This window comes from Halobacterium sp. MBLA0001, assembly GCF_049705385.1.
GTDB lineage: Archaea > Halobacteriota > Halobacteria > Halobacteriales > Halobacteriaceae > Halobacterium > Halobacterium salinarum.
Genome location: NZ_JBNAMQ010000007.1, coordinates 283,840 through 303,870, shown reverse-complemented (window position 1 = coordinate 303,870; position 20,031 = coordinate 283,840). Strand labels below are relative to the sequence as shown.

General features: G+C 69.2%; 16 protein-coding genes and 1 tRNA gene. 9 read left to right on the top strand and 8 right to left on the bottom strand.

The annotated features are described in order from the left end of the window. Window positions 1-144 precede the first annotated feature (144 nt). Window positions 145-1,008, top strand: a complete 864-nt coding sequence (locus ACOZ32_RS02805) for a transcription initiation factor IIB (RefSeq protein ID WP_205251131.1) — start codon at window positions 145-147, stop codon at window positions 1,006-1,008. Here the strand turns inward: ACOZ32_RS02805 and ACOZ32_RS02800 are convergent. The 3 genes from ACOZ32_RS02800 to ACOZ32_RS02790 form a co-directional block, all read right to left on the bottom strand. Beyond that, window positions 1,005-1,802, bottom strand: coding sequence for a hypothetical protein (locus ACOZ32_RS02800; RefSeq protein ID WP_424334907.1), 798 nt, complete (start codon window positions 1,800-1,802; stop codon window positions 1,005-1,007). The two genes, ACOZ32_RS02805 and ACOZ32_RS02800, sit on opposite strands and share 4 nt — an antisense overlap. Next, window positions 1,799-2,137 carry a hypothetical protein gene (locus tag ACOZ32_RS02795; RefSeq protein ID WP_010903618.1) on the bottom strand — a complete coding sequence of 113 codons (339 nt, stop codon included), beginning with the start codon at window positions 2,135-2,137 and terminating at the stop codon, window positions 1,799-1,801. The genes ACOZ32_RS02800 and ACOZ32_RS02795 overlap by 4 nt, the downstream gene beginning before the upstream one ends. Before the next feature lie 69 nt (window positions 2,138-2,206). After that, the gene (locus tag ACOZ32_RS02790; protein WP_285271371.1) at window positions 2,207-4,846 is read right to left on the bottom strand and encodes an ATP-binding protein; all 2,640 of its coding nucleotides are present in this window, start codon (window positions 4,844-4,846) and stop codon (window positions 2,207-2,209) included. A 160-nt stretch (window positions 4,847-5,006) separates the two neighbouring features. On the opposite strand from ACOZ32_RS02790, the gene ACOZ32_RS02785 reads away from it, so the two are divergent. Continuing rightward, a complete protein-coding gene (locus ACOZ32_RS02785; protein WP_205252189.1) occupies window positions 5,007-6,674 on the top strand; it encodes a histidine kinase N-terminal 7TM domain-containing protein in 1,668 nt (555 codons plus the stop codon). On the opposite strand, the gene ACOZ32_RS02780 is transcribed toward ACOZ32_RS02785, so the two are convergent. Then, window positions 6,671-7,042 (bottom strand): hypothetical protein, encoded by a 372-nt coding sequence (locus ACOZ32_RS02780; protein ID WP_148265497.1) that lies wholly within the window; start codon window positions 7,040-7,042, stop codon window positions 6,671-6,673. The two genes, ACOZ32_RS02785 and ACOZ32_RS02780, sit on opposite strands and share 4 nt — an antisense overlap. 109 nt (window positions 7,043-7,151) lie before the next feature. Between ACOZ32_RS02780 and ACOZ32_RS02775 the strand changes: the two genes are divergently transcribed. Both ACOZ32_RS02775 and ACOZ32_RS02770 read left to right on the top strand, forming a co-directional pair. Continuing rightward, entirely contained in the window at window positions 7,152-7,445 is a 294-nt protein-coding gene (locus ACOZ32_RS02775; RefSeq protein ID WP_205251126.1) for a DUF7526 family protein, read from the top strand. A gap of 422 nt (window positions 7,446-7,867) precedes the next feature. Then, on the top strand, window positions 7,868-9,742 hold the full coding sequence (locus tag ACOZ32_RS02770) for an ABC transporter permease (RefSeq protein WP_229373366.1): 1,875 nt from the start codon (window positions 7,868-7,870) through the stop codon (window positions 9,740-9,742). Between the two features lie 385 nt (window positions 9,743-10,127). Here ACOZ32_RS02770 and ACOZ32_RS02765 read toward each other — a convergent pair. Continuing rightward, window positions 10,128-10,200: transfer RNA gene (locus ACOZ32_RS02765), tRNA-Pro, on the bottom strand. A 50-nt stretch (window positions 10,201-10,250) separates the two neighbouring features. After that, window positions 10,251-12,305: a DEAD/DEAH box helicase gene (locus tag ACOZ32_RS02760; RefSeq protein ID WP_012289450.1), complete on the bottom strand. Its 2,055-nt coding sequence runs from the start codon at window positions 12,303-12,305 to the stop codon at window positions 10,251-10,253. A gap of 74 nt (window positions 12,306-12,379) precedes the next feature. Here ACOZ32_RS02760 and ACOZ32_RS02755 point away from each other — a divergent pair, with 74 nt between their 5' ends. Further along, on the top strand, window positions 12,380-12,865 hold the full coding sequence (locus ACOZ32_RS02755) for a phosphotransferase (protein WP_229373365.1): 486 nt from the start codon (window positions 12,380-12,382) through the stop codon (window positions 12,863-12,865). A gap of 6 nt (window positions 12,866-12,871) precedes the next feature. Here the strand turns inward: ACOZ32_RS02755 and ACOZ32_RS02750 are convergent, their stop codons facing one another. Beyond that, entirely contained in the window at window positions 12,872-13,255 is a 384-nt protein-coding gene (locus ACOZ32_RS02750) for a cupin domain-containing protein (protein WP_012289449.1), read from the bottom strand. Window positions 13,256-13,366: 111 nt separating this feature from the next. Between ACOZ32_RS02750 and ACOZ32_RS02745 the strand changes: the two genes are divergently transcribed. Genes ACOZ32_RS02745 through ACOZ32_RS02730 form a run of 4 tightly spaced genes read left to right on the top strand, consistent with a single transcriptional unit; the run spans window position 13,367 to window position 19,211 of the window. Next, a complete protein-coding gene (locus ACOZ32_RS02745) occupies window positions 13,367-14,572 on the top strand; it encodes an iron-containing alcohol dehydrogenase family protein (RefSeq protein ID WP_205251125.1) in 1,206 nt (401 codons plus the stop codon). 57 nt (window positions 14,573-14,629) lie between these two features. Further along, window positions 14,630-15,802: a CBS domain-containing protein gene (locus ACOZ32_RS02740; RefSeq protein WP_136361555.1), complete on the top strand. Its 1,173-nt coding sequence runs from the start codon at window positions 14,630-14,632 to the stop codon at window positions 15,800-15,802. Window positions 15,803-15,852: 50 nt separating this feature from the next. Next, complete coding sequence (locus ACOZ32_RS02735; protein WP_424334906.1) at window positions 15,853-18,108, top strand: AAA domain-containing protein; 2,256 nt, start codon at window positions 15,853-15,855, stop codon at window positions 18,106-18,108. Between the two features lie 50 nt (window positions 18,109-18,158). Then, window positions 18,159-19,211: a saccharopine dehydrogenase family protein gene (locus ACOZ32_RS02730; protein ID WP_424334905.1), complete on the top strand. Its 1,053-nt coding sequence runs from the start codon at window positions 18,159-18,161 to the stop codon at window positions 19,209-19,211. Here the strand turns inward: ACOZ32_RS02730 and ACOZ32_RS02725 are convergent. Continuing rightward, on the bottom strand, window positions 19,208-19,963 hold the full coding sequence (locus tag ACOZ32_RS02725; RefSeq protein WP_010903603.1) for a DUF4097 family beta strand repeat-containing protein: 756 nt from the start codon (window positions 19,961-19,963) through the stop codon (window positions 19,208-19,210). The two genes, ACOZ32_RS02730 and ACOZ32_RS02725, sit on opposite strands and share 4 nt — an antisense overlap. Window positions 19,964-20,031: the final 68 nt, after the last annotated feature.

Sequence of the window (20,031 nt, the reverse complement as noted above, 5' to 3'; positions counted from 1 at the left end):
TAAATGTACGCACTCGCTGCCGCCACAGTCCCCGCCGACCCCAGCGAACGTATCGACTATCCACCCGTTCGCGCCCGTCTCGCCCCGTCTCGACGCTCGCTCGCCGGTGCTTACACACTCCTCTGGCCCCTACGCACACACGCAATGCAGCATCCACACCGCTGCCCTGAATGCGACGGCACCATCCGCGAAACCGACACCGAACACGTCTGTGCCGACTGCGGGCTCGTCGTCACGGACGCGCCCATCGACCACGGGCCCGAGTGGCGGACGTTCTCCGACGACCCCGATCACGCACCCGAGCGTACCGGCGCGCCGCTCACCCGCTCCCGCCACGACCGCGGCCTCTCGACCGAGATCGGCTACAGCGCACGGCTCACGGGCCGCAAACGCCGCAAGTTCGCACGGCTCCGCCGTCAACACAAGCGCGCCACGATCCCCTCGAAAGCCGACTACAACCGGATCTACGGGTTCACGGAGATCCGCCGCCTCATCGGCACGTTCGGCATCGGCACCGGGCTCCGCGACCAGGCCTGCACGCTGTTCGCGTCCGCCCAAACGGCGGGCCTGCTCCACGGCCGCACCATCGAGGGGTTCGCGGCCGCCGGCGTCTACGCCACCTGTCGGACCAACGGGGTCACCCGCACCCTCGACGAAATCGCCGCCGCCGCCCGCGCCACCCGCCCCGAACTCACCACCGCCTACGACGCCATGAACCGTGATCTCGGGCTGCCGACCGGCCCCATCGACCCCCGCGAATACCTCCCACGATACGCCGACGCCCTCTCCCTGCCGGCCCGCATCGAGCGCCAGGCCCGCGAACTCGTCGCCGCACTCGAAACCGACGGCCTGGTCGCCGGCCGAAACCCCAGCGGCGTCGCCGCCGGCTGCCTCTACACCGCCGCAACCGACACCGACCACGCCGTCACGCAGTCGGCCGCCGCGGCCGTCGCCGACGTCACGCCGGTGACGCTGCGCGCGACCTACCAGAACCTCACTGACGCCTAATCAGCCACCACCACGACCGGCGCATCCAGCGCCGCACTCGCCGCCAGCGCGTCCGCGCACACCGCCGCGCTCACAACCAGGGGTGCGCCCGGCGCGGCCAGCCTGGCGATCGCGGCCGCGCCAGCCCACGGCGGCCCGCTGAACCGCCGTGGGGGCTGTGACGGCGGGACGCTCGCCGGCACCGCCAGCGCGTCCATTGCCCGCCGAAACCGGTCACTCCAGCGCGCCACCAACGCGTCCCGGGCGGCCTGCTCCAGGTTCGCCCGCCGGTCTTCGAGGGTGAGCCGGCGGCGGGCGTCCGCCCACGCGGCCTGCGCCCGCCGCAACCGCTCTTTGGCGGCGTGCCACTCCGTCTCCACCGCCGTCAGCGCCCTGGTCACGGCCACCACCGGCTCCCCATCCCCCGGCTGGGTCCGCCCTTGGACCCGTGCCGCACGCTCGCGCATGTGACCGACCGCCACCTCAGCCGCCGCGACCCGTTCCCGCGCCGCCGCCAGATCCACGTCCGGTGTCGACAACCCCGCGAGCTGTCTTGTCACCGCCGCCAGCTCGTCGTCGTGTGTCGTCCGCGCGCCCCGACTCCGCGCCGCCGCCGCCAGTGCCACCCCCACTCGCAGCGTCGTCCCCTCGCACAGCACGCCCACGTGCTCGTGGACCGCGGCCGGCCGCTGTCCGCGCACACGGCCGTCATCCGGGTCGGTGATCGCCGCCACCACCGCCGACGCGGGCACGCCCTCGTTCCGGAGGTCGACGGCGCGCCCGCGCCGCACGCGCTCGCCGAACGCCACCCTCATAGCGGCACGCCACGCAACCCCTCGGGATCCGGATGCTCGGTCCCCGACGCGAACTTCCGATACGGTGTGCTCCGCGACGCCCGGCCCTCGTACGCCTCCGCAGCGGTCCTGATCCGCTCGGGCACCTCCCTGAACTCGTTGAACGGTGCCGTCTGCTTGACGGCCACGTGGCCGCCGTGTCGCGCCCGCAGCCGCAACACCTGCAACGCGCTGAACTCCGTCTCCCGGAACAGCACAGCCCGCCCGAACCGGTCCACGACACACCCCGGATGGGCGTCACAGGTGTTCCACAACTGCCGGCGAGCCGCCCGCGAATACGCCACTGCTAACAACATTACGTTGACATTCCAACGCGCCCCAAAAAAGGCGTTCCGGTTCGAACAACCCCCGGGCCCGGCCGTCGGCTAGATCGAGCGCAAGTGGTCCGTGTTCGGCTGATAGAGCTCCCCGCGTTCCTTGAGCTTCTCGATCTCGTGTTCGGCCTTCCCGGCGTCCATCCCGATCTCCTCGGCACGATCGAGGACCTCCTCGACCGGCGCGCCGTCGTCGAACTCCTCTTCGATCTCCCCGATCAGTGCCTTGATGTTCTTCACACGATCCCGCTGGGTCTTCGACTGCCCGGTCTCGACCACGTCGGCGTCGAACTCGCCTGTTTCGGGGTCCACGCCGATGTCCTGGAGACACGACTGCACGATCCCGATCACGCGATCGGCGTCGCTTTTCTCCACGGAATCCGACAACCGGAGCCGCGCCGACGCCTCCGCCAACCGCACGATCGCCTCCAGCTGGCGCGCGGTCACCGGCACCGGCGCGTCCTCGTCCGCGCCCTTCGATCGCAGATCCACGTAGAACTCCTCGATGGCCTGGCGCGCGTCCGGGGTCATCGTCGGGAAACACGTCCGCCGAGCGTACGCGATGTACTTCCGCAACAACCCCGGCTCGATCGCCGGCGCAACGTCCTCGGTCTGGCTCTCGATCTCCGCCTCCGAGTAGTTCGCGTTCGCGAGTTCCTCGTTTTGCGTGTTCAACTCCCCGGCGTAGTTGGTCTGCAGGATGTGATCCGCCAGCGCCGCGTCCTCCTCGGGGTCGGGCTGATCGGTCACGGTGAAAATCAGGTCGAACCGCGAGATCAACGCCGGCTCCAGGTCGATCTGCTCGCCGATCGGCTCGTACTGGTCGAACCGCCCGTACTTCGGGTTCGCCGCGCCCAACAGCGAACACCGCGCCTTCAGCGTCGCGTTGATGCCCGCCTTCGAGACGGAGATCTTCTGCTGTTCGAGCGCCTCGTGCATCGCCGACCGGTCGTCGTCGGCCATCTTGTCCAGCTCGTCGACGGCCGCCACGCCGTTGTCCGCAAGCACCAGCGCGCCCGCCTCCAAGCTCCACTGCTGGCCGTCACCGAAGTCGTCGCGAACGGCCGCGGCGGTCAACCCCGCCGCACTCGACCCCTTCCCGGAGGTGTACACCGACCGGGGCGCGATGTTCTGCACGTAGGAGATCATCTGGGAGTTGTGCGAGACCACGCCGTCGGTGAGGTAACTGTGGGTCCCCTCGACTTCGAGGTCGTACACCCACTCCTCGTCGGGTTCGACTTCCGTAATCGATTCGATGGCGCTCCACGCGACGGTTTCGGCGTCCCCCACCGGCGCTGGTTGTGCGTCCCGGATGACGCCCCCGTCGGGTGCGACCTGCCCGGAGCCGTCGCCGTCCGGGGCGACCCCGACGAGCTGTCCGACCTCCAGATCCTCGGTTCGGACCGCGTCCGGGCCGTGCGACCCGGCGACGAACAGCGGGTGGCTCGGCGTGACGGTGAGCCGGTGACCGGCCGCCGTCCGCACGCGGTACATCGTCTCGGGGGCTTCGCGCTTCCAGACCTTCGTCGCGCGGCGCTGCACGAGCCTGCCGTCGGCTGCAAGCGACGGGACGGCCACGTCCACATCGTCCCAGACGCCGTCATCGACGGGCCGCGGGTCGTCGAGGTTCGCTTCGACGAGGTCCCGGATCTCGCGCTCGCTGCCGTCGGCGAGCGCCACCGTGGTGTCGCCCCGCACGCACTTCCCGGTTCCCGGGTCACCGATGAGCAGCATGTGGAGGTCGCCCCGAATGCGGGACTTATCGGGGAGGTGTTTGGTGACGCCCGAGAACAACTGCAGCATCATCGCGAGCTTGGCCTCGCGGTGGCCGTAGATCGCCGGCGCCATCGAATCCACCATCTCCTCGTGGATCTCCTCGTGGTCCGAGAGCGCGACGATCTCCTCTTTGTCCGCCTCGGAGATGTTCAACTCGTCGAACTCGGCGTCCTCGATGACGACCGACGACCCTTCCATGTAATGTTCGAACACCGGCGAGTCGGTGGCCTCCTCGCTCTGGTCGAGCCGGAGGACGCCGGTGACGGTGACGTGATCGCCCGGCGTGACGTTGCCGGTGGCGTCGTCCTCGACGTGGACGTCGATGCTCTGTGGCGTCTCCCCGCCGCCCAACCCCTCGGGTGACTCCTGGATGCGCAGCTTCTGGGAGTCCACGAACTCCGACCGATCCGGGTCGAGCTTGAACGGTCCCTGGCGCTCGCAGGACTCACACTGATACGGCTCCTGGAACCCCGCATCCCCCTGTGGCACCTCCGTGTCGGTGCCACAGCGCTGGCAGACGAACACCGCACGCTGGATCTTCGGCATCACGTCGGTGGCCTTCCGCACCATCCCCTGGATCGAAACCATCGTGTTGAGGTGTTCGGCGCGGATCGCCCGGATGTCCGTGTGCTCGGCCAGCCCGTGCACGCGAACGTGTGCCTGCCCGAGGCTCACGTCGACGGGCAGATCGTACACCCGCAACGCCTCCTCGGCGGCTTCCTGGAGCTGGTCGGGATGGCTGATGTAATCGTCGGCCAGGTCCGGATCCATCTGGTAGAGATCCCGCCAGTGCAACTCGAGGGACTTCGATTCGCGGGGATACTGGCGTGCGAGGTTCCCGATCTCGTCGCTGTAGTATCGCCGGTAGAACTCCTCGAACTGGTCAACGAGCTCCTGGTTGGCGGCCTGGGCCATTCTGTCCTTCCAGAATACTGCTCGCTGGCGTAAGAACCTTCGCAAACCACCGCCACACAGGCCGGCCCGCCGTCGCCATCACACACACGCTGCTGTACCGAGAAGCCAACGCTTAGGAGTCTTCAGGACTGTATTGAGTCTGCATGAGGGAGGGTGCGTAGTGCCCGAGACTGTTCTCGGGCTCACGCTGATTGACTCGCTGTACGCGGGACTGTTCGTTCTGGGGGCCGTCCTGACAGCCGCCAGCATCCTGCAGGCAACCCGCATCGAAGACCGCGAGACACGCCACGGACTGATCGCGCTGCTGGCAACCGCCAGCGGCTGGTCGGTCACGCACGTCGTGACGCTGCTGGCACCATCACAGCTGATCGCCAACGTCGCGTACCTCGCGGGCCTCATCCTGGGGTTCTCGACCGTGTGGGCGTGGCTCTACTTCTGCTCGGCGTACACCGGCCGCGTCCTCCACCGGGACACCTGGGTCGTCCGCGGCAGCATCCTCGCGTACCTCTCGGTCGTCGCGGTGAAACTCACCAACCCCTTCCATCACCTCTACTACCGCGCCACCTACCAGCCCGCCAGCTTCCCCGCTGTCGTCGTCGAGCACGGCATCTTCCATTGGGCGGTCACGGGCCTGTCGTACGCGCTGGCCGCCATCGGCATGTTCATGCTGTTCGAGCTGTTCCGCGAAGCCGACTACGGCACCCGGCCGCTGGCGGGACTCGTCGCCGTGATGGCGCTGCCGGCGATCTTAGACGTCTACAGCTTCGCCAGCTCGACGCTCGTCGACCTGATCCACTCGCCGCTCGGCGTCGCCGTGTTCGCCGTCGGCGTCCTGTTCATCCACGAAGACCGGTTCCTGGCGGTGCAACTCACCGGTGACATCGCCGAGCCGGTCGCGTTGCTCGACGAGGACGACCGCGTGCGCGCGGTCAACGACACCGCCCGGTCGCGCTTCCCCACTCTCCGGGACGCCACCGGCGTCCCGCTGTCCACCGCCGCGCCAGCGATCGCCGAGCACGTCGACGGCGACGACGACGTGCTCGCGTTGCGCCACAGCGACGACACCGAATACTACCTCGTCGCCGAATCCACGTTCTCGCTGGGTGCCAGCAACCTCGGCCGCGTCATCGTCTTCACGGAGATCACCGAAACCGAACGCCACCGCCGCGAGGTCGAACGCCACAACGCCCAACTCGAAGGGTTCGCCGCCGGCGTCAACCACGAGCTCCGCAACGCCATCCAGGTCGCGTCCGGCTACACCGCGCAGGCCGCCAGCGCGCTGGAATCCGAGAACGTCACCGACGCCCAGCAATCACTGGCCCGTGTCTCCGACGCCGTCGACCGCATGGCCGACCGCGTCAACGACCTGTCCACGCTCGCCCGCCACGGCCGGACCCTCCGGGACACCACCACCGTCGACGTGGCGGCGGCCGCCCGCGCCGGCTGGCAGACCACCGACACCGGCGACTGCGAGCTCACCGTCACCGGGGACACGACGGTCTCCGCCGACCGCGTGCGCCTCGAAGACCTCTTCGAATCCGCGTTCGCGTTCACCACCGACAACAACGCCACCGCCGTCACCGTCGCCATCCACGACGACGGCTTCTCCATCGCGGACAACGGCGCCACGCCGTCGGTCACTGACACCACGCGGTTCTTCGACTACGGCGACGCCGTGCCCACGACCGAAGCCGGGATGCATCTGCCGAACGTCCAGACGCTGGCCCGCGTCCACGGCTGGACGGTCAGCGTCGATCCCGACTACGAGGACGGCGTGCGCCTCGAAATCACGACTGATCCCGCGCCCATCGCGCTCACCGACCCCTAGCGCAACTCGACGTCCTGCTCTTCGATGACGCGGTCGCTCTCGTTGTTCACCGCACGCACGACGAGCGTTGTCTCCCCCGTTCGCCCCACGTCCTTCGGGAGTTCCGCCGTCCCGCCGACCTCGGTGATGGTCGTGTTCCCCAGGGCGTTGCCCGTCGTCACCTCGATGTAGTTGGCCGTGCCCTGATCGGTCCACAGCACGGTCGCCCCGCCGTCCGTCGCCGCGACCTGCACCGTTGCGGTCACCTCCTCGTTGTTCGTGAACGCACCGACGCCGACCGCGGCGGCGATCAGCACCGCAAGCACGAACATCACCGCCACACCAGTGGCTGGGGATGTTGCGCGCTCGTCGGACGGCGCCAGGGCCATATGCATCCTACCTTCGGCCCACGTATGTATATGGCCTTGTTGGCCGTGTGCTATCTTGCCACGTCCCCGACGCGCAACACTCAACCCCCCGGCACCCACACACGACGGTGTGCCCGAGACACTGACCGCGAGTGTCATTCACGCCCTGCCGCCGGAGGAACACGCCGACGCCGACCTGGAGCCGGCGCTCGAATCACTGGCCGCCGACCGCTACATCCTCGTTTGCCGGAAGGGCGGCACCCCGACCCGTATCCAGCGGCTGCTCGCGTTCCTCCGCCGGGACCCCATCGAAGCCATCACTGTCGTCGCCGACGACGCCGTGCCGGAAGACGACGAGTTCACCACGCAGGTCACCGCCACCGAACTCGCCGGCGTCTACGACGCGGTCGGCGACGTGTCGTAGCCGCGCCCGCGACACTCGTCCGTTAGAAGAAGAACACGTCCAGACCACCATCAACCCCGGTCGCGAAACGTGAGACGCTGGACACGCTAACAATCACAAACGGACTGCAACTCATACCTGAACACGTTTCTGGGTATATTTCCGGCATCGATACTGTCAGTTGAGCGCCGCAGGTTCGGCGCGCAGATCTCTCTGATCCAAATTCCGATCAACATCTTCAGTGCTTCCTTTGGCCTACACTAGATATTCTGCCTATTTCATCCAGTTGCCAAAATGATGAACTATTATTGTGATGCACGGTCCAATAGTTACGTGTGCCCTCCACAGGCCGGTAGCACTACCAGAGTGCGGTTTCTGTAACAGTACTCCCGCAATCCACTAGCCACCAACAAGATACCCATATACAACACAACTCCAGAAACGTGCCCACCACCACAATCGCACGAACGCAATGTCGGCAGCATCTTCGTAGAAAGTCCCCGTGGCTTGCTGCCCTGGCGTTCCTCGTCTTGAGTCGAATCGCAACCCGTCCAGATCCGGAGGCCGCTCGAATCATCGGCAACGCGATCTCACTCGTTAACGCCCAGTCTGCAACCACATTTACCGTTCCGTTTGCTGCTGCCGCCCTCGGCTTCCGATCGATTATCGGCGAACGCGAGTCCGGCACCGCCCGCATCCTCCTCAGCACCAGAACCACCCGACCTCGTCTCATCCTGGGAATGGTCCTTGGACGCGGCACCGCACTCCTCGTTCCGATCCTCACGGCCACCGTCCTCGTTGTCGGCCACGACATACTTCGGTACGGACAGTTCTCTCCGCTGTTGTTCCTCGCATTTCTCGCGCTTTCGACAGTGTACGTGTTCGCGTGGACCGGACTAACTATCGGTCTCTCGGCTGTCACGTCATCGACGACCCGCGCAGCCATCCTCGGGACCACCGTAACCCTCGGCTTCGTGCTCTGGAAGGGCCTCACGCTCCCGACCTTGTGGCAGTTCACGACTGGTTTTGTTCCCGGACGCGAGCTCGCACACCCCGAGGCGTTCGAGGTCGCTCGTTGGCTCTCACCCACCCATGCGTTTGTCGTCCTCACAAACTGGCTGTTCGGCGTCCCCATCGGTCCCGATGTTGCCGTCACTGGGGTTGCCGATGCGCTACGCCAATCAGCGGTGTTTGCGCCAACACCGCCCCCGGTTTCTTGGTGGTGGGCGTTGGGGTTCCTGCTAGCGTGGCCGGCGCTTGCGCTCGCGGGCGGTATCACGATATTCCAGCGCGGCGACCTCGCCCCGCGTAGCCGCGCCGGACCATTCCGCCGACTCATCGACGCAGCTTCATTTCTTCCCCAGGCCGGTGGCCGACAGTTCAACCGGCTCCCAGAATGGAGCCGTGCCGCTGATTCACTGCCCGGATCGTGGCAGCCGCTTGCCCGCCGTGAATTTCGCCGGCTCGCTCGCAGCCCGATTGTCTGGCTCGTCGGCGGCCTCGTGTTTGTCGGTGCCTTCCTCAGCCTCCCACAACCCACGCACGTTCAGGACGCACTCGGCTCGCGAGTCCCGCTTGCGGCCCTCCAGACCCCGCTGTATCTCATTGGCGGATTCGGCGTGCTCTTCGGGACGTTCCGGGCTGTGATTCGCGAGCGGGACACGGGTACGATTCGCTCCACTGCCGGAACCGCGATCTCACGCACAGAAACGCTCGTTGGCTTCACGCTCGGCCGTGCAGCCGCATTTGCTGTTCCATTGGTTCTCGCAGCCGCGTTCACCTGCTTCGCTGCGGTTCCACGCTATGGCGTCGTTCCCCTCGATACGCTCGCCGTCTTCCTTGCGTACACACTGTTGTTCCTCGTTGTAATCGCTGCAATCGGCGTCTCGCTGTCGACGATCTTCCGGAGCCAAACGGCCGCTGGATTCGTGATCCTCGCCTACGCCTTCGTTCACATCACGTGGTTCCAGATCTCGAACACGCTCTACGGGGCGCTCTCCGGCACGGCTGTCTCTGGGTTTTCTCCGCCGACCAATCCACTCTACTTGGTCGCTCGCTGGCTCCCACCGCTCCGGCTCCCGTTCGTCGTGACGAACGCGATCATCGGCGTTCCCAACTCCGCAGGCCCCGCGACCAGCGTTCTCGGTGACTTACAGCCGAACGTGTTCTCCAATCTGATTGTCGTACGACTCCAGTACGGCGCTGATGTACCCGTCTGGTACCTCCACCCGTTCGTTGCCCTGATCGCAGTCCTCCTCTGGGCACTCGTCCCCTTTGCGGTCGCTGTCGCGCTCCACCGCCGTCGAAACATCGAGTAGTCCGCCCGGGCGTCAGCCAACTCGGCAAACGCATCCTCGATGTCGCTGAACTCGCCGACGCCTGCCAGCGTCGCATCCACCTCGGCCCTTTCGACCCGAAGCCGAACTTTCACGCCAGCTACGCCACGGCGTTCGGTCGACGGATCTATAGCCGGTTGCCGATCAGTGAACTGGCCAACTCGATTGTAGAGACTTTCTCAACGACATAACTAGAGGGCTATAGTTCGGGTCACGCTCGGGCCGACCGGCGCGCTGGTCGATTTCGGTTTCAAGCCCACGCGGTCGAGAACTGTCCCGGGGTATATTTAGTAGCGTCGCCGGGAGCCTTTCGACCTGGATGCATCGCTCCCTGTTAGCGTATGCTGGAAGCCGGCTATCCGAGAAGTGGGACCGCCCGAATTTGAATCGGGGTCACGGGCACCCAAGGCCCGAAGGATACCAAGCTACCCTACAGTCCCGTATCACCACCTACTGTGGTGGTGGTGGTAAGCGTTTCGTTCGATCGCCCCTACTGGTCGTCCTCGCGGAGTTCCAGGGTCGCGATGATGCGGCCGGGCGCGTGGCCCTTGCGCACGCCGTCGAGGATGCGGAACGCGCTGTCCGGATCCAGGAAGTGCGTGGTGACCGCGCGCCCGCGGTCCGTCGGCTCCAGGCCGTCGATGAACTCGTACTCCAGTAGCTTCCCCAGGGCGTGTTTCGTGGGGATGTCCCCGACCATGCGGTCGTTGAGGCGTTTGGCGGCCGTGCCGCCGACGGTGACGTTCGCCAGCGTCTCCTCGACGGCGGCGTCCTCGTCGTAATGCGTGACCACGTTCTCCATGTCGCCTTTCAGGAGCGTGAACGCGATTTCCTCCTCGGTGCCCTCCATCGAGGAGTGATACGACGCGTCGGGTTCGACGAGCACGTACACCTTCCCGCGGTCGTGGTAGTCGGGACGGCCGGCGCGGCCGAGCATCTGCTCGAACTCCTGGACGGAGAGCCATTCGATGCCCATCGCCAGCGTGTCGAAGATGACCTGGTTGGCGGGGAAGTCGACGCCCGCCGCGAGCGCCGCCGTCGTCACGACGGCCGCGAGGTCCTGGTCGCCGAACTGTCGCTCGACGGATTTGCGTTCGCCGTAGTCGAGGCCGGCGTGGTACGGCCGCGAGGGGTAGTCGAGTTTGCGCGAGATCTCGTTGCAGCGCCGCCGCGAGTTGGTGAAGATGATGGTCTGCCCGCGGTACCCCATCGAGGACTCCTGGTCGAACTCCCGGCGGACGAGCGTGTTCTCGATGTCGGGCTTCTCGGCGCCGTCGGCGAACGTGACGTGGCGCTCGATGGGCACGGGGCGCTCCTCGAACTCCACGAGGTTCGCGCGCAGCTTCCCCGCCAGCTCGCCGGGGTTGCCGACGGTCGCGGAGAGATACACCCACTGGGCGCCGTCGTAGCCCGCGCGCTCCTCGCGGCGCTGCTCGCAGTAGTATTTCAGCCGCGAGATGAGGCCGTCGAGGCGGTGGCCGCGGTCGTCCTCTTTGAGCGTGTGCACCTCGTCGATGACGACCGTGCCGATGTCGCCCAGGTCGCGGCCCGTCCGCAGCGCGTGGTCGATGCCCTCGTAGGTGCCGACGATGATGTCCGCGGCGGGGTCGAAGGCGTGGCCGTCGTCCCGGATCCGCGAGGACCCCACGCGGATGGTGACGTTCGCGAGGTGGCCGTATTCGTCCTGGAAGTCCTCGTGTTTCTGGTTGGCCAGCGCCACCAGCGGGACGAGAAACAGCAGCTTGCCGTTGCCGGACTGCAGCCGGTGGAGGCCCGCGATCTCGCCGACCAGCGTCTTCCCGGTCGCCGTCGCCGACACCACCATCTGGTCGTCGCCCTCGACGAGCCCGTTCTCGACGGCGAGACTCTGGACGGGCAGCAGTTCCTCGAAGCGGTCCTCGAAGAGCCCCTGGACGTCCGGATGCAGGTCCAACTCCGAGACGGCCACGGGGTCGACGTCGTCGGTGGTCGCCGACACTTCGTCGTATTTCGTCAGGTCGGGGTCGAGCTCGCCACCCAGCAGCCCGGTGACCTTTTCGAGGTCCTGCTCGGCGAACAGCAGCTCTTCGAGGCGGTCCTGTGCGGCCCCCGACACCGCCCCCGAAAAGGAGAGCTCGCGCTCCAGCTCCTCGACCGCGCAGTCCCGGCAGATGAACTCGCCGTCGGCCTCGATGGCGGTCTCCGCGGTGAGCGGGGAGTACCGCCCGCGGCCCGCGCAGTACCGACACGTCCGCACCACCTTCGCGGCGAGCTGGTAGGCGTCCAGCATGGCCTGGACCTCCTCGCGGCCCGCGGCCGTCGTCTGCTGGCTGATGCGGATGCGGCCGGCGCGGCGCGCGATCTCCACGAACTCCTCGGGGTTGCGTGGCTCCTCGCCGCCGTCGGTCTTCCGCCGAAACCGGGCCGGACGGGGCCCGGCGCTTTTCTCCGCGACCTCTAGTTTCGCGCGGAACAGCCGGTCGCCGTCGCGGTTGGCCACCGCGAGGTAGTCGTCGCCCGTCTCGTGGAGGAACAACGTGTCCACGCGCTGGACCTGCTCAGACACGACCACACATACAGGACGCCGGTATTTCAGCCGTTCGCTTGGCTTCCCGATGCCACCGCCAGCGCGCGCTGGCAGTGTCTCACGGTACCGGGAACGTCTGTTTCGCCGACGGCACGCCGCCCGAGATCACGGGCGTCCTCGACTGGGAGACCGCGGCGCTCGGCGAGCCCCGGACGGAGCTCGGGTATCTCCTGTTCTACTGGCGGGACGACGGCGACCCAACGCCGGGCCTCGACGCCATCCGAGCGCGCTACGGTGACGACCACCCGGACGCCGTTGCGGAAGTGGCGGCGGCGGCCGAGCACGGCTTCTACCGGTACGCGAACCGGCCGGGCAGCCCCAGCCGTCGCGAGTTGGTCGAGCGCTACGAGGCACGGACTGGGCTCGCCTTCGACCACGGCCGGTTCTACCGGGCACACGCCGCGCTCGGGCTCGCCGCCGTCTGGGAGGACAGCCACGCCCGCCGGGTCGCGGCCGGCGAGCCCACCGACTGGGAGCCGCTGCTGGACTACACGGCGGCGGTCACGGCGAGCATCGTCGACGGCGAGTTCGAGGCCTGAGGCCCGCTACGCTTCGTCCGCGACCAACTGGATGTCGTCGTCGCCGTTCGGCACCACGCAGATGAACGCCCCCGGCTCGTCGCCGTCGTTCTCGTACCAGTGGACGGCACCGGCCGGAATCAGGAGGCTGTCGCCGGCGCTGACCTCGTGGGTGTCGCCCTCGATGCCGACGGTGTACTCGCCGGCGAGGACGTACTGCTCGTGTTCGACCGCGTTCGTGTGCTCGGGCACGCGTGCCCCCGGGTCGAGTTCGAACCGGCGCATCGCGAAATGCGGCGCGCCGTCCTCGCCGTCGATCAGCACGCCCTTCCTGGTGCCATCGCCGGCGCTCACGTCCGCGTAGTCGATCTCGCTGGCGCGCCGAACCAGCGGCGTCGGCTGTTGTCCCATGGCCACCACCACGCCCACCCGCCACATAACTGGCTCGGCCATCCCCGTGGAGTCGCGGCCGGCGGTGCCGGAGCGCACAGACATAGGGACGTGGCCGGGCTATCCGCGTCCATGCCACAGTCCCCTGCGGCGTTTCGCTTTGACTACGAGTCGCCCGCGCTCCGGTTCGGTCCCGACAGCGTGCGCGACCTCGACGCCAGCCTCGACGCCCACGACGCCGACACCGCGCTCGTCGTCACCGGCTCCACGGTCGGCACCACCCCAGCCGTCATGGACCCCGTGCGTGACGGGCTCGGGGACCGTCTGGCCGGCGTGTTCGCGGAGACCACCGGCGAGAAACGCCTCACAACCGCGTTCGACGCCGCCGAGCGGGTCGCCGCCACGGACGCCGACGCGATCGTCGCTGTCGGCGGCGGGAGCAGCATCGACGTGGCCACTGTCGCCGCCGCCCTCACGGGCACCACGCAGTCGCGCGCGGCGGTCGCCCGGACCGTCCGGGACACCGCGACGGTCCCGATCCCCGACGGCGCGCTGCCACCGATCGTTGTCGTCCCCACGACGCTCGCCGGTGCCGACATCTCACAGGGCGCGGGCATCGCCGCCCACCCCGACGCCGGGGTCGTGGACGACACCCACAGCGCCGTCGCCGACGACCGCCGCCTGATGCCCGCCAGCGTCGTCGCCGATCCCGTGCTCGCCGCAACCACACCCAGATCCGTGCTCGCGGGGTCGGCGATGAACGGCCTCAACAAGGGCATCGAGACGCTCTACGCCGCCACCGCCACGCCGATCACCGACGCCACCGCGAGCCACGGCGTCGGCACGCTCGCCGCCGGCCTCCGAGCGCTCGGGACCGCTGATCCCACGCCGGAGACGATGGCCCCCATCCTGCGGGGGCTGTTGCTGGTGGAGTACGGCATCTCGCGGCCCGACGCCACCACGCTCTCGTTGACCCACGCCTTCGGCCACGCGCTGTCCCGCGCCAGCCCCATCCAACAGGGCGTCGCCCACGCCGTCGTCACACCCCACGTGCTCGCGCACCTCTTCGACAGCACCGACGGCCGCCGCGACCGGCTCGCCGCCGCCCTGGACGTCGGCGACGATCCCGACCCCGCGTCCGCCGTCATCGACGCCGTCACGGCGGTGCGCGACGCCCTCGGGCTGCCGGCCCGCCTCCGCGACACCGACGGCCCGGCCCGCAGCGAGCTTCAGGCGGTCGCCGCCGCTGCTATCGCCGACCCGTTCGTGGACAACGCGCCGGACGGCGTCCCGCTCACGCGCGCCGACGCCACTGAAATCCTCGACGCCGCCTGGTAGCCGGGCTGGAACCCGGGTGGCCGTGGACTTAACACGCATCCTCCGGTACGCTCCACTATGCGAGGGTTCCGCATCGGGCGTGTGTTCGGCATCCCGATCAAGCTCGACGTCACGTTCCTGCTCGTGCTCCCGGTGTTCGCCTACCTGATCGGCACCCAACTGGAGGTGTGGGTCTCGACGCTGAACGGCGCGCCGTTCGCCGCCGGCCTGGACGCCACAGCGCTGACCGCCGGCTCCGTCCGGTGGGTGCTCGGTGCCGCCGCCGCAGTCGGGCTGTTCGTCGGCGTCGTGCTCCACGAACTCGGCCACTCCGTCGTCGCGATGCGGTACGACTTCACCATCGACGCCATCACGCTGTGGGTGCTCGGCGGCGTCGCCAGCCTCACCGATCAGCCCGAGGAGTGGGACCAGGAGCTCTGCATCGCGCTCGCCGGTCCCGCCGTCAGCGTCGCGCTCGCGGCCGTCGCCTACGGAATGCTTGTCGTGCTCCCGTCGTCGCTCGACACCGTGCGGTTCGTGTTCGGCTACCTCGCGCTGATGAACCTCGCGCTCGCCGCGTTCAACCTGCTCCCGGGGTTCCCGATGGACGGCGGCCGCGTGTTGCGCGCGCTGCTGGCCCGCACCCGGACGTTCGCCCGCGCCACCAAGATCGCCGCCGAAGTCGGGAAGCTGTTCGCGTTCGTGCTGGGGATCGCCGGCCTGCTCTCGTTCAACGTCATCCTCATCGGGGTGGCGTTTTTCATCTACATCGGTGCCGCCGGGGAAGCCCAGCGCACGGCCATGAACGCCGCCTTCGAGGGCGTGACAGTCGCCGACGTGATGACGCCCGCAAGCGACGTGCACACGGTCGCTGCCACGGCCTCCGTCGCCGACCTCATGGACAGCATGCTCGAACACCGCCACACCGGCTACCCGGTGTTCCGGGACGCCACCGCCGTCGGAATGGTGACCCTCGACGACGCCCGGTCCGTGCGCGCCGTCGAGCGCGACGCGATGCGCGTCGCGGACGTGATGAGCGACGACGTCTACACCATCCCCGGCTCCGCCGACGCCACCGACGCCCTCGACGCCCTCCAGGAACACAGCGTCGGCCGCCTGCTCGTCGTCGACGCCGACGGCGAGATGGTGGGGCTCATCACCCGCAGCGACCTCATGGACGCCTTCGGCATCATCCAATCCACCGGGGCGGCGGTCTCCCGGGAGTCCCTCGATCTCCCCAGCCGCCCCTGACTGTCGACCGGTACGTTCTTCGCCGTGCTCGCGCTATCGGCTCGTCCACGATGCCCGACGGTGACGCCCCCGATGTCACGCCCCTCTACGAGGCGTGGTCGCTGCACGGCGCCGACCGGTACGCCGCCGGCGACCTGCGCGCGCGCAGCCGCTACCTCGGCCTCGAACACGACGACCTGCGCGCGTGCCTGACGCAGGCCGCCGACGTGGTCGACGTGCCCGCCGAAGACGGCCGCGGGACGGTTGTGCCGTTGCACGCCCCGGACACACCCGAGCCGACCGACGAGTACGTCGTCTGGGACCCGGACAGCGACGCCGTCGGCTACTTCGACGAGAGCTTCGGCATCAGCGGCGCGCACAGCCGCGTCCCCCTCGACGACGTGGTCGCCACGGCCATCGCCCACCGGGTGCGGTTCTGGCACCCGGCGCGCGCTCCCGGCGGCGACACCGACTCGGACGGCCCGCTTGCAGCCGCCACCGTGCCCGACGGCGTTCCCCCAACGGATCCGCTCGCCGGCCGCGACCGCCGGGCGTTCTTCGACACCCTCCGCGAGACCGTCCGGGGCGAACGGGCCGCCGAACGCGACCAAACCCGCGACGCGCACGCCGACGCCGATCTCCGCCAACTCGTCGACGAGCACGCCGTCGACGGGCCGTTCGTGCTCGTGTCGACGACCGCCCACTCCGACCGGCCGGCGGACGTCCGCGTCCAGTACGCCCCCGACGACGGCGCACCGGCGGACATCGACCTCGTCGCCGCCTTTGACCTCTACCCGGACAACCGCGTGCTCGTGGACGCGTTCCACGACGCCCTCCCGTTCCCCGCGCGCGTCGCGAGCGTCGACGGCTCGCTGGTGACCCTCCAGCCGACCTGGGAGCGCGTCACCGACCCCGAGGGCGTCGCCACGACGCTCGCCGACGCCGACCCGTTCTGGCTGCGTGGCCTCCTCAACCCCGTGCCGTACACCCGCCGCCTGGACGCCATCGACGCGGTCTGGGAGACGCCCGCGAAGCGCCGGCTGCTCACCGGCCAGCGCCCCCTGTCGTTCTCGCGGCCGCCGAACCGCCGGCGCGCCGACCTCGCGCTCGACGACCACCAGCAGCGCGCGCTCGCGTGGGCGGTCGCCGCCGACGACGTGGCCTGCATCCACGGCCCACCGGGCACCGGGAAAACGCGGACGCTGGCCGCGGTCGTCGCCGAGTCGGTCGCCCGCGGCGAGCGCGTGCTCGTGACCGCCCACTCCAACCAGGCCGTCGACACCCTCCTCGTCGGCGACAGCACGCTCGACGCCGCGGACGACGGCTCCCTGCACGGCGTGCTCGGCGACGACCCCACGGTGGACATCGCACGCCACGGCCGCCACTCCCGGAACCGCGTCGTCGACGACCACTACCGCCAGCGCGGGGTCGACGCCGCGGACGTCGTTGCCGCGACGACGAACGGCGCCGCCACCTTCGACCAGAACGCCTTCGACCTCGCGGTCGTCGACGAGGCCACACAGGCCTCCCGGGCCGCCACCGCCATCGCCGTGAACGCCGCCGACACGCTGGTGCTCGCCGGCGACCACCGCCAACTCCCGCCGTACGGCGTCCGGGAGGGCGGGGCGGGCGAGATGCGGCCGTCGCTGTTCGAGACGCTGATCGACCGCTACGGCGACGACGTTGCCGTTCTGCTCGCGCGCCAGTACCGGATGCACGACGCCATCGCGGGCTTCCCCAACGAGGCGTTCTACGGCGGCCGCCTCGAAACCGCGGCGGTGGCCGCCGACCGCGCCGTCGACGGCCTTCCGCCGGTCGCCGTCGTCGACGTGGCCGGCCAGGAACGCCGCGACGAACGCGGCGCGAGCGTCCGGAACGCCGCCGAAGCGTCGGTCGTCGCCGACCGCGTCGACACGATCCGCCGTGCCGGCGTCGAGCCCGGCGATCTGGGCGTCATCGCCGCGTACAGCGACCACGTCTCGGCGATCCGGGGCGTGCTCGCCGACCGGGGGCTCGACCGCCCGGCGCTCACCGTCGACACCGTCGACTCCTTCCAGGGTGGCGAACGCGACGCCGTCGTCGTCTCGTTCGCGCGCAGCAACGACGCCCACGACGCGGGCTTCCTCGAACACCCAGCGGCGGGACCACGCCGGCTGAACGTCGCGCTCACACGCGCCCGCCGCCACCTCTCGCTGGTCGGCGACTGGGCGACGCTCACCGACCCGGCCAGCCACCGCAGCCCCGCAGCGAGCTGCGCAGACGTATACGCCGACCTCTACGACACGCTCGCCGACCACGCCGACGCCAGGCTGTTCAACCGCCGCTAACCCTCGCCGCGACCTCCACAGCCAAGACCCCGGGCGTGCTACACGAGTGCGTGACTGCCCTGCTCGTCTACGGTGCGTACGGCTACACCGGTGAACTGGTCGCCGCGGAACTCTGTGCGCGCGGCCACGACCCGGTGCTGGCCGGCCGGAACGCCACGAAACTCGACCGCATCGGCACCCGCCTGGGCTGCGACACGCGCGCGTTCCCCGTCGGGGCCGCCGCCGCCCACCTCGACGGCGTCGACGTCGTCCTGAACTGTGCGGGCCCGTTCACCGAGACCGCCACCCCGCTGGCCGACGCCTGCCTGGACGCCGGCGTCGACTACCTCGACATCACCGGCGAGATCCCGGTCTTCGAGACGCTCGCGCGCCGCGACGACGACGCACGCGACGCCGACGCGACGCTGCTCCCGGGCGTCGGCTTCGACGTGGTGCCGACCGACTGCCTCGCCGCCCACCTCGCCCAGCGGCTCCCCGACGCCACCCACCTCGCGCTCGGCTTCGAGCCACACGGCGGCATCTCGCCGGGCACGGCCGCCACCGCGGTCGGGCAACTCGGCGACGGTGGTGCCGTCCGCCGCGACGGCCGCCTGCTCTCAGTGCCGCCCGCCCACCGCCAGCGCCGCATCGACTTCGGCACCGGCACCCGGACCGCGGTCACGTTCCCCTGGGGCGACGTCGCCACCGCCTTCCGGTCGACCGGCATCCCGAACGTCGAGGTGTACATCCCCATGCCGTCGGCTGCGCGCCGCGCGCTGCGCGCGTCCGGGAACCTCGCGCCGCTTTTCGACGCCGCGCCCGTCCAAGACACCCTCCGATCGCTCATCACGCGGTTCGTCGACGGTCCCGACGCGGACGAACGCGCAACCGGCCGCGCACACATCTGGGGTGAAGTCAGCTCCGACGCCACCGGCGAGACGGCGGTCTCCCGGCTTGTCACGCCCGAGACCTACGCGTTCACCGTCGACGCCGCCACCACCGCCGCCGAGCGCACTCTCGACGGCGACACCCCGCCCGGCTACCAGACGCCCGCGACCGCCTTCGGCGCCGACTTCGTCACCGACCTCGACGGCGTCACCCGGACCGACGACGGGGACGCCTAGAGCGCGTCGAACTCGACGTCACCGTTGTCCGACTCCGCGACCACCTCGTGCGTCCCCTCGCCGAGCACGCCACGCACCATGCCGTCGTCGCCGTCGCGACGCAGGTCAGACAGCTCGAGGTCCTCGATGCCGGTTTCGCCGTTGTCGGTCCGTGCCACCACCTCGGCGTCGGCGTCCGGGGACAGTGACACGCTCACGTCCCCGTTGTTCGACACGGCGGTCACGTCACCGGACAACGGCGCTGGCTCGTCGATGGTGACCGCACCGTTGGTCGTCTCCGCCGCCGACACCGGGCCGGCCGACTGCACTGTCACGTCGCCGTTGTCCGTGGTCGCGGACTCGACGCCCGCGACATCCTGGACGTCGATGTCGCCGTTGCTCGTCTCAAGCTCGCCCACCGCCGTCCCGGCCGGCACCTGCACGTCGAACGCCGCGCTCACGCCGTCGGTGGTTCCCGCGAGCGCGACCGAAAGCCCATCGGCGCCGGTTTGCCCGGCGACCTCGGCGCCGTCGACGCGCTCCTCGCTGGGGCCCGACAGCCGTGCCGTTACCGCCACCTGCTCGCTGTCGTGTGTCGATACCGCCACGTCGCCGTGCTTGCCGCTGACGCTCACGGCCGTGTCCTCGGCGGGCAGGTCGAACTCGACATCCCGCGTCTCCTCGTACTGGTCGTCGGACTGGGCCCCCATACAGCCGGTCAGTGACGCTGCCGCCGCAGCCGCGACGCCGCCAAGGAGGGCTCGTCGGTGCATACGTCGTGCTCTCCGCTCGCGTCCCTTATTAACTCCTACGTGTTGCTCGCGGTTCGAGTCTCGGCGAC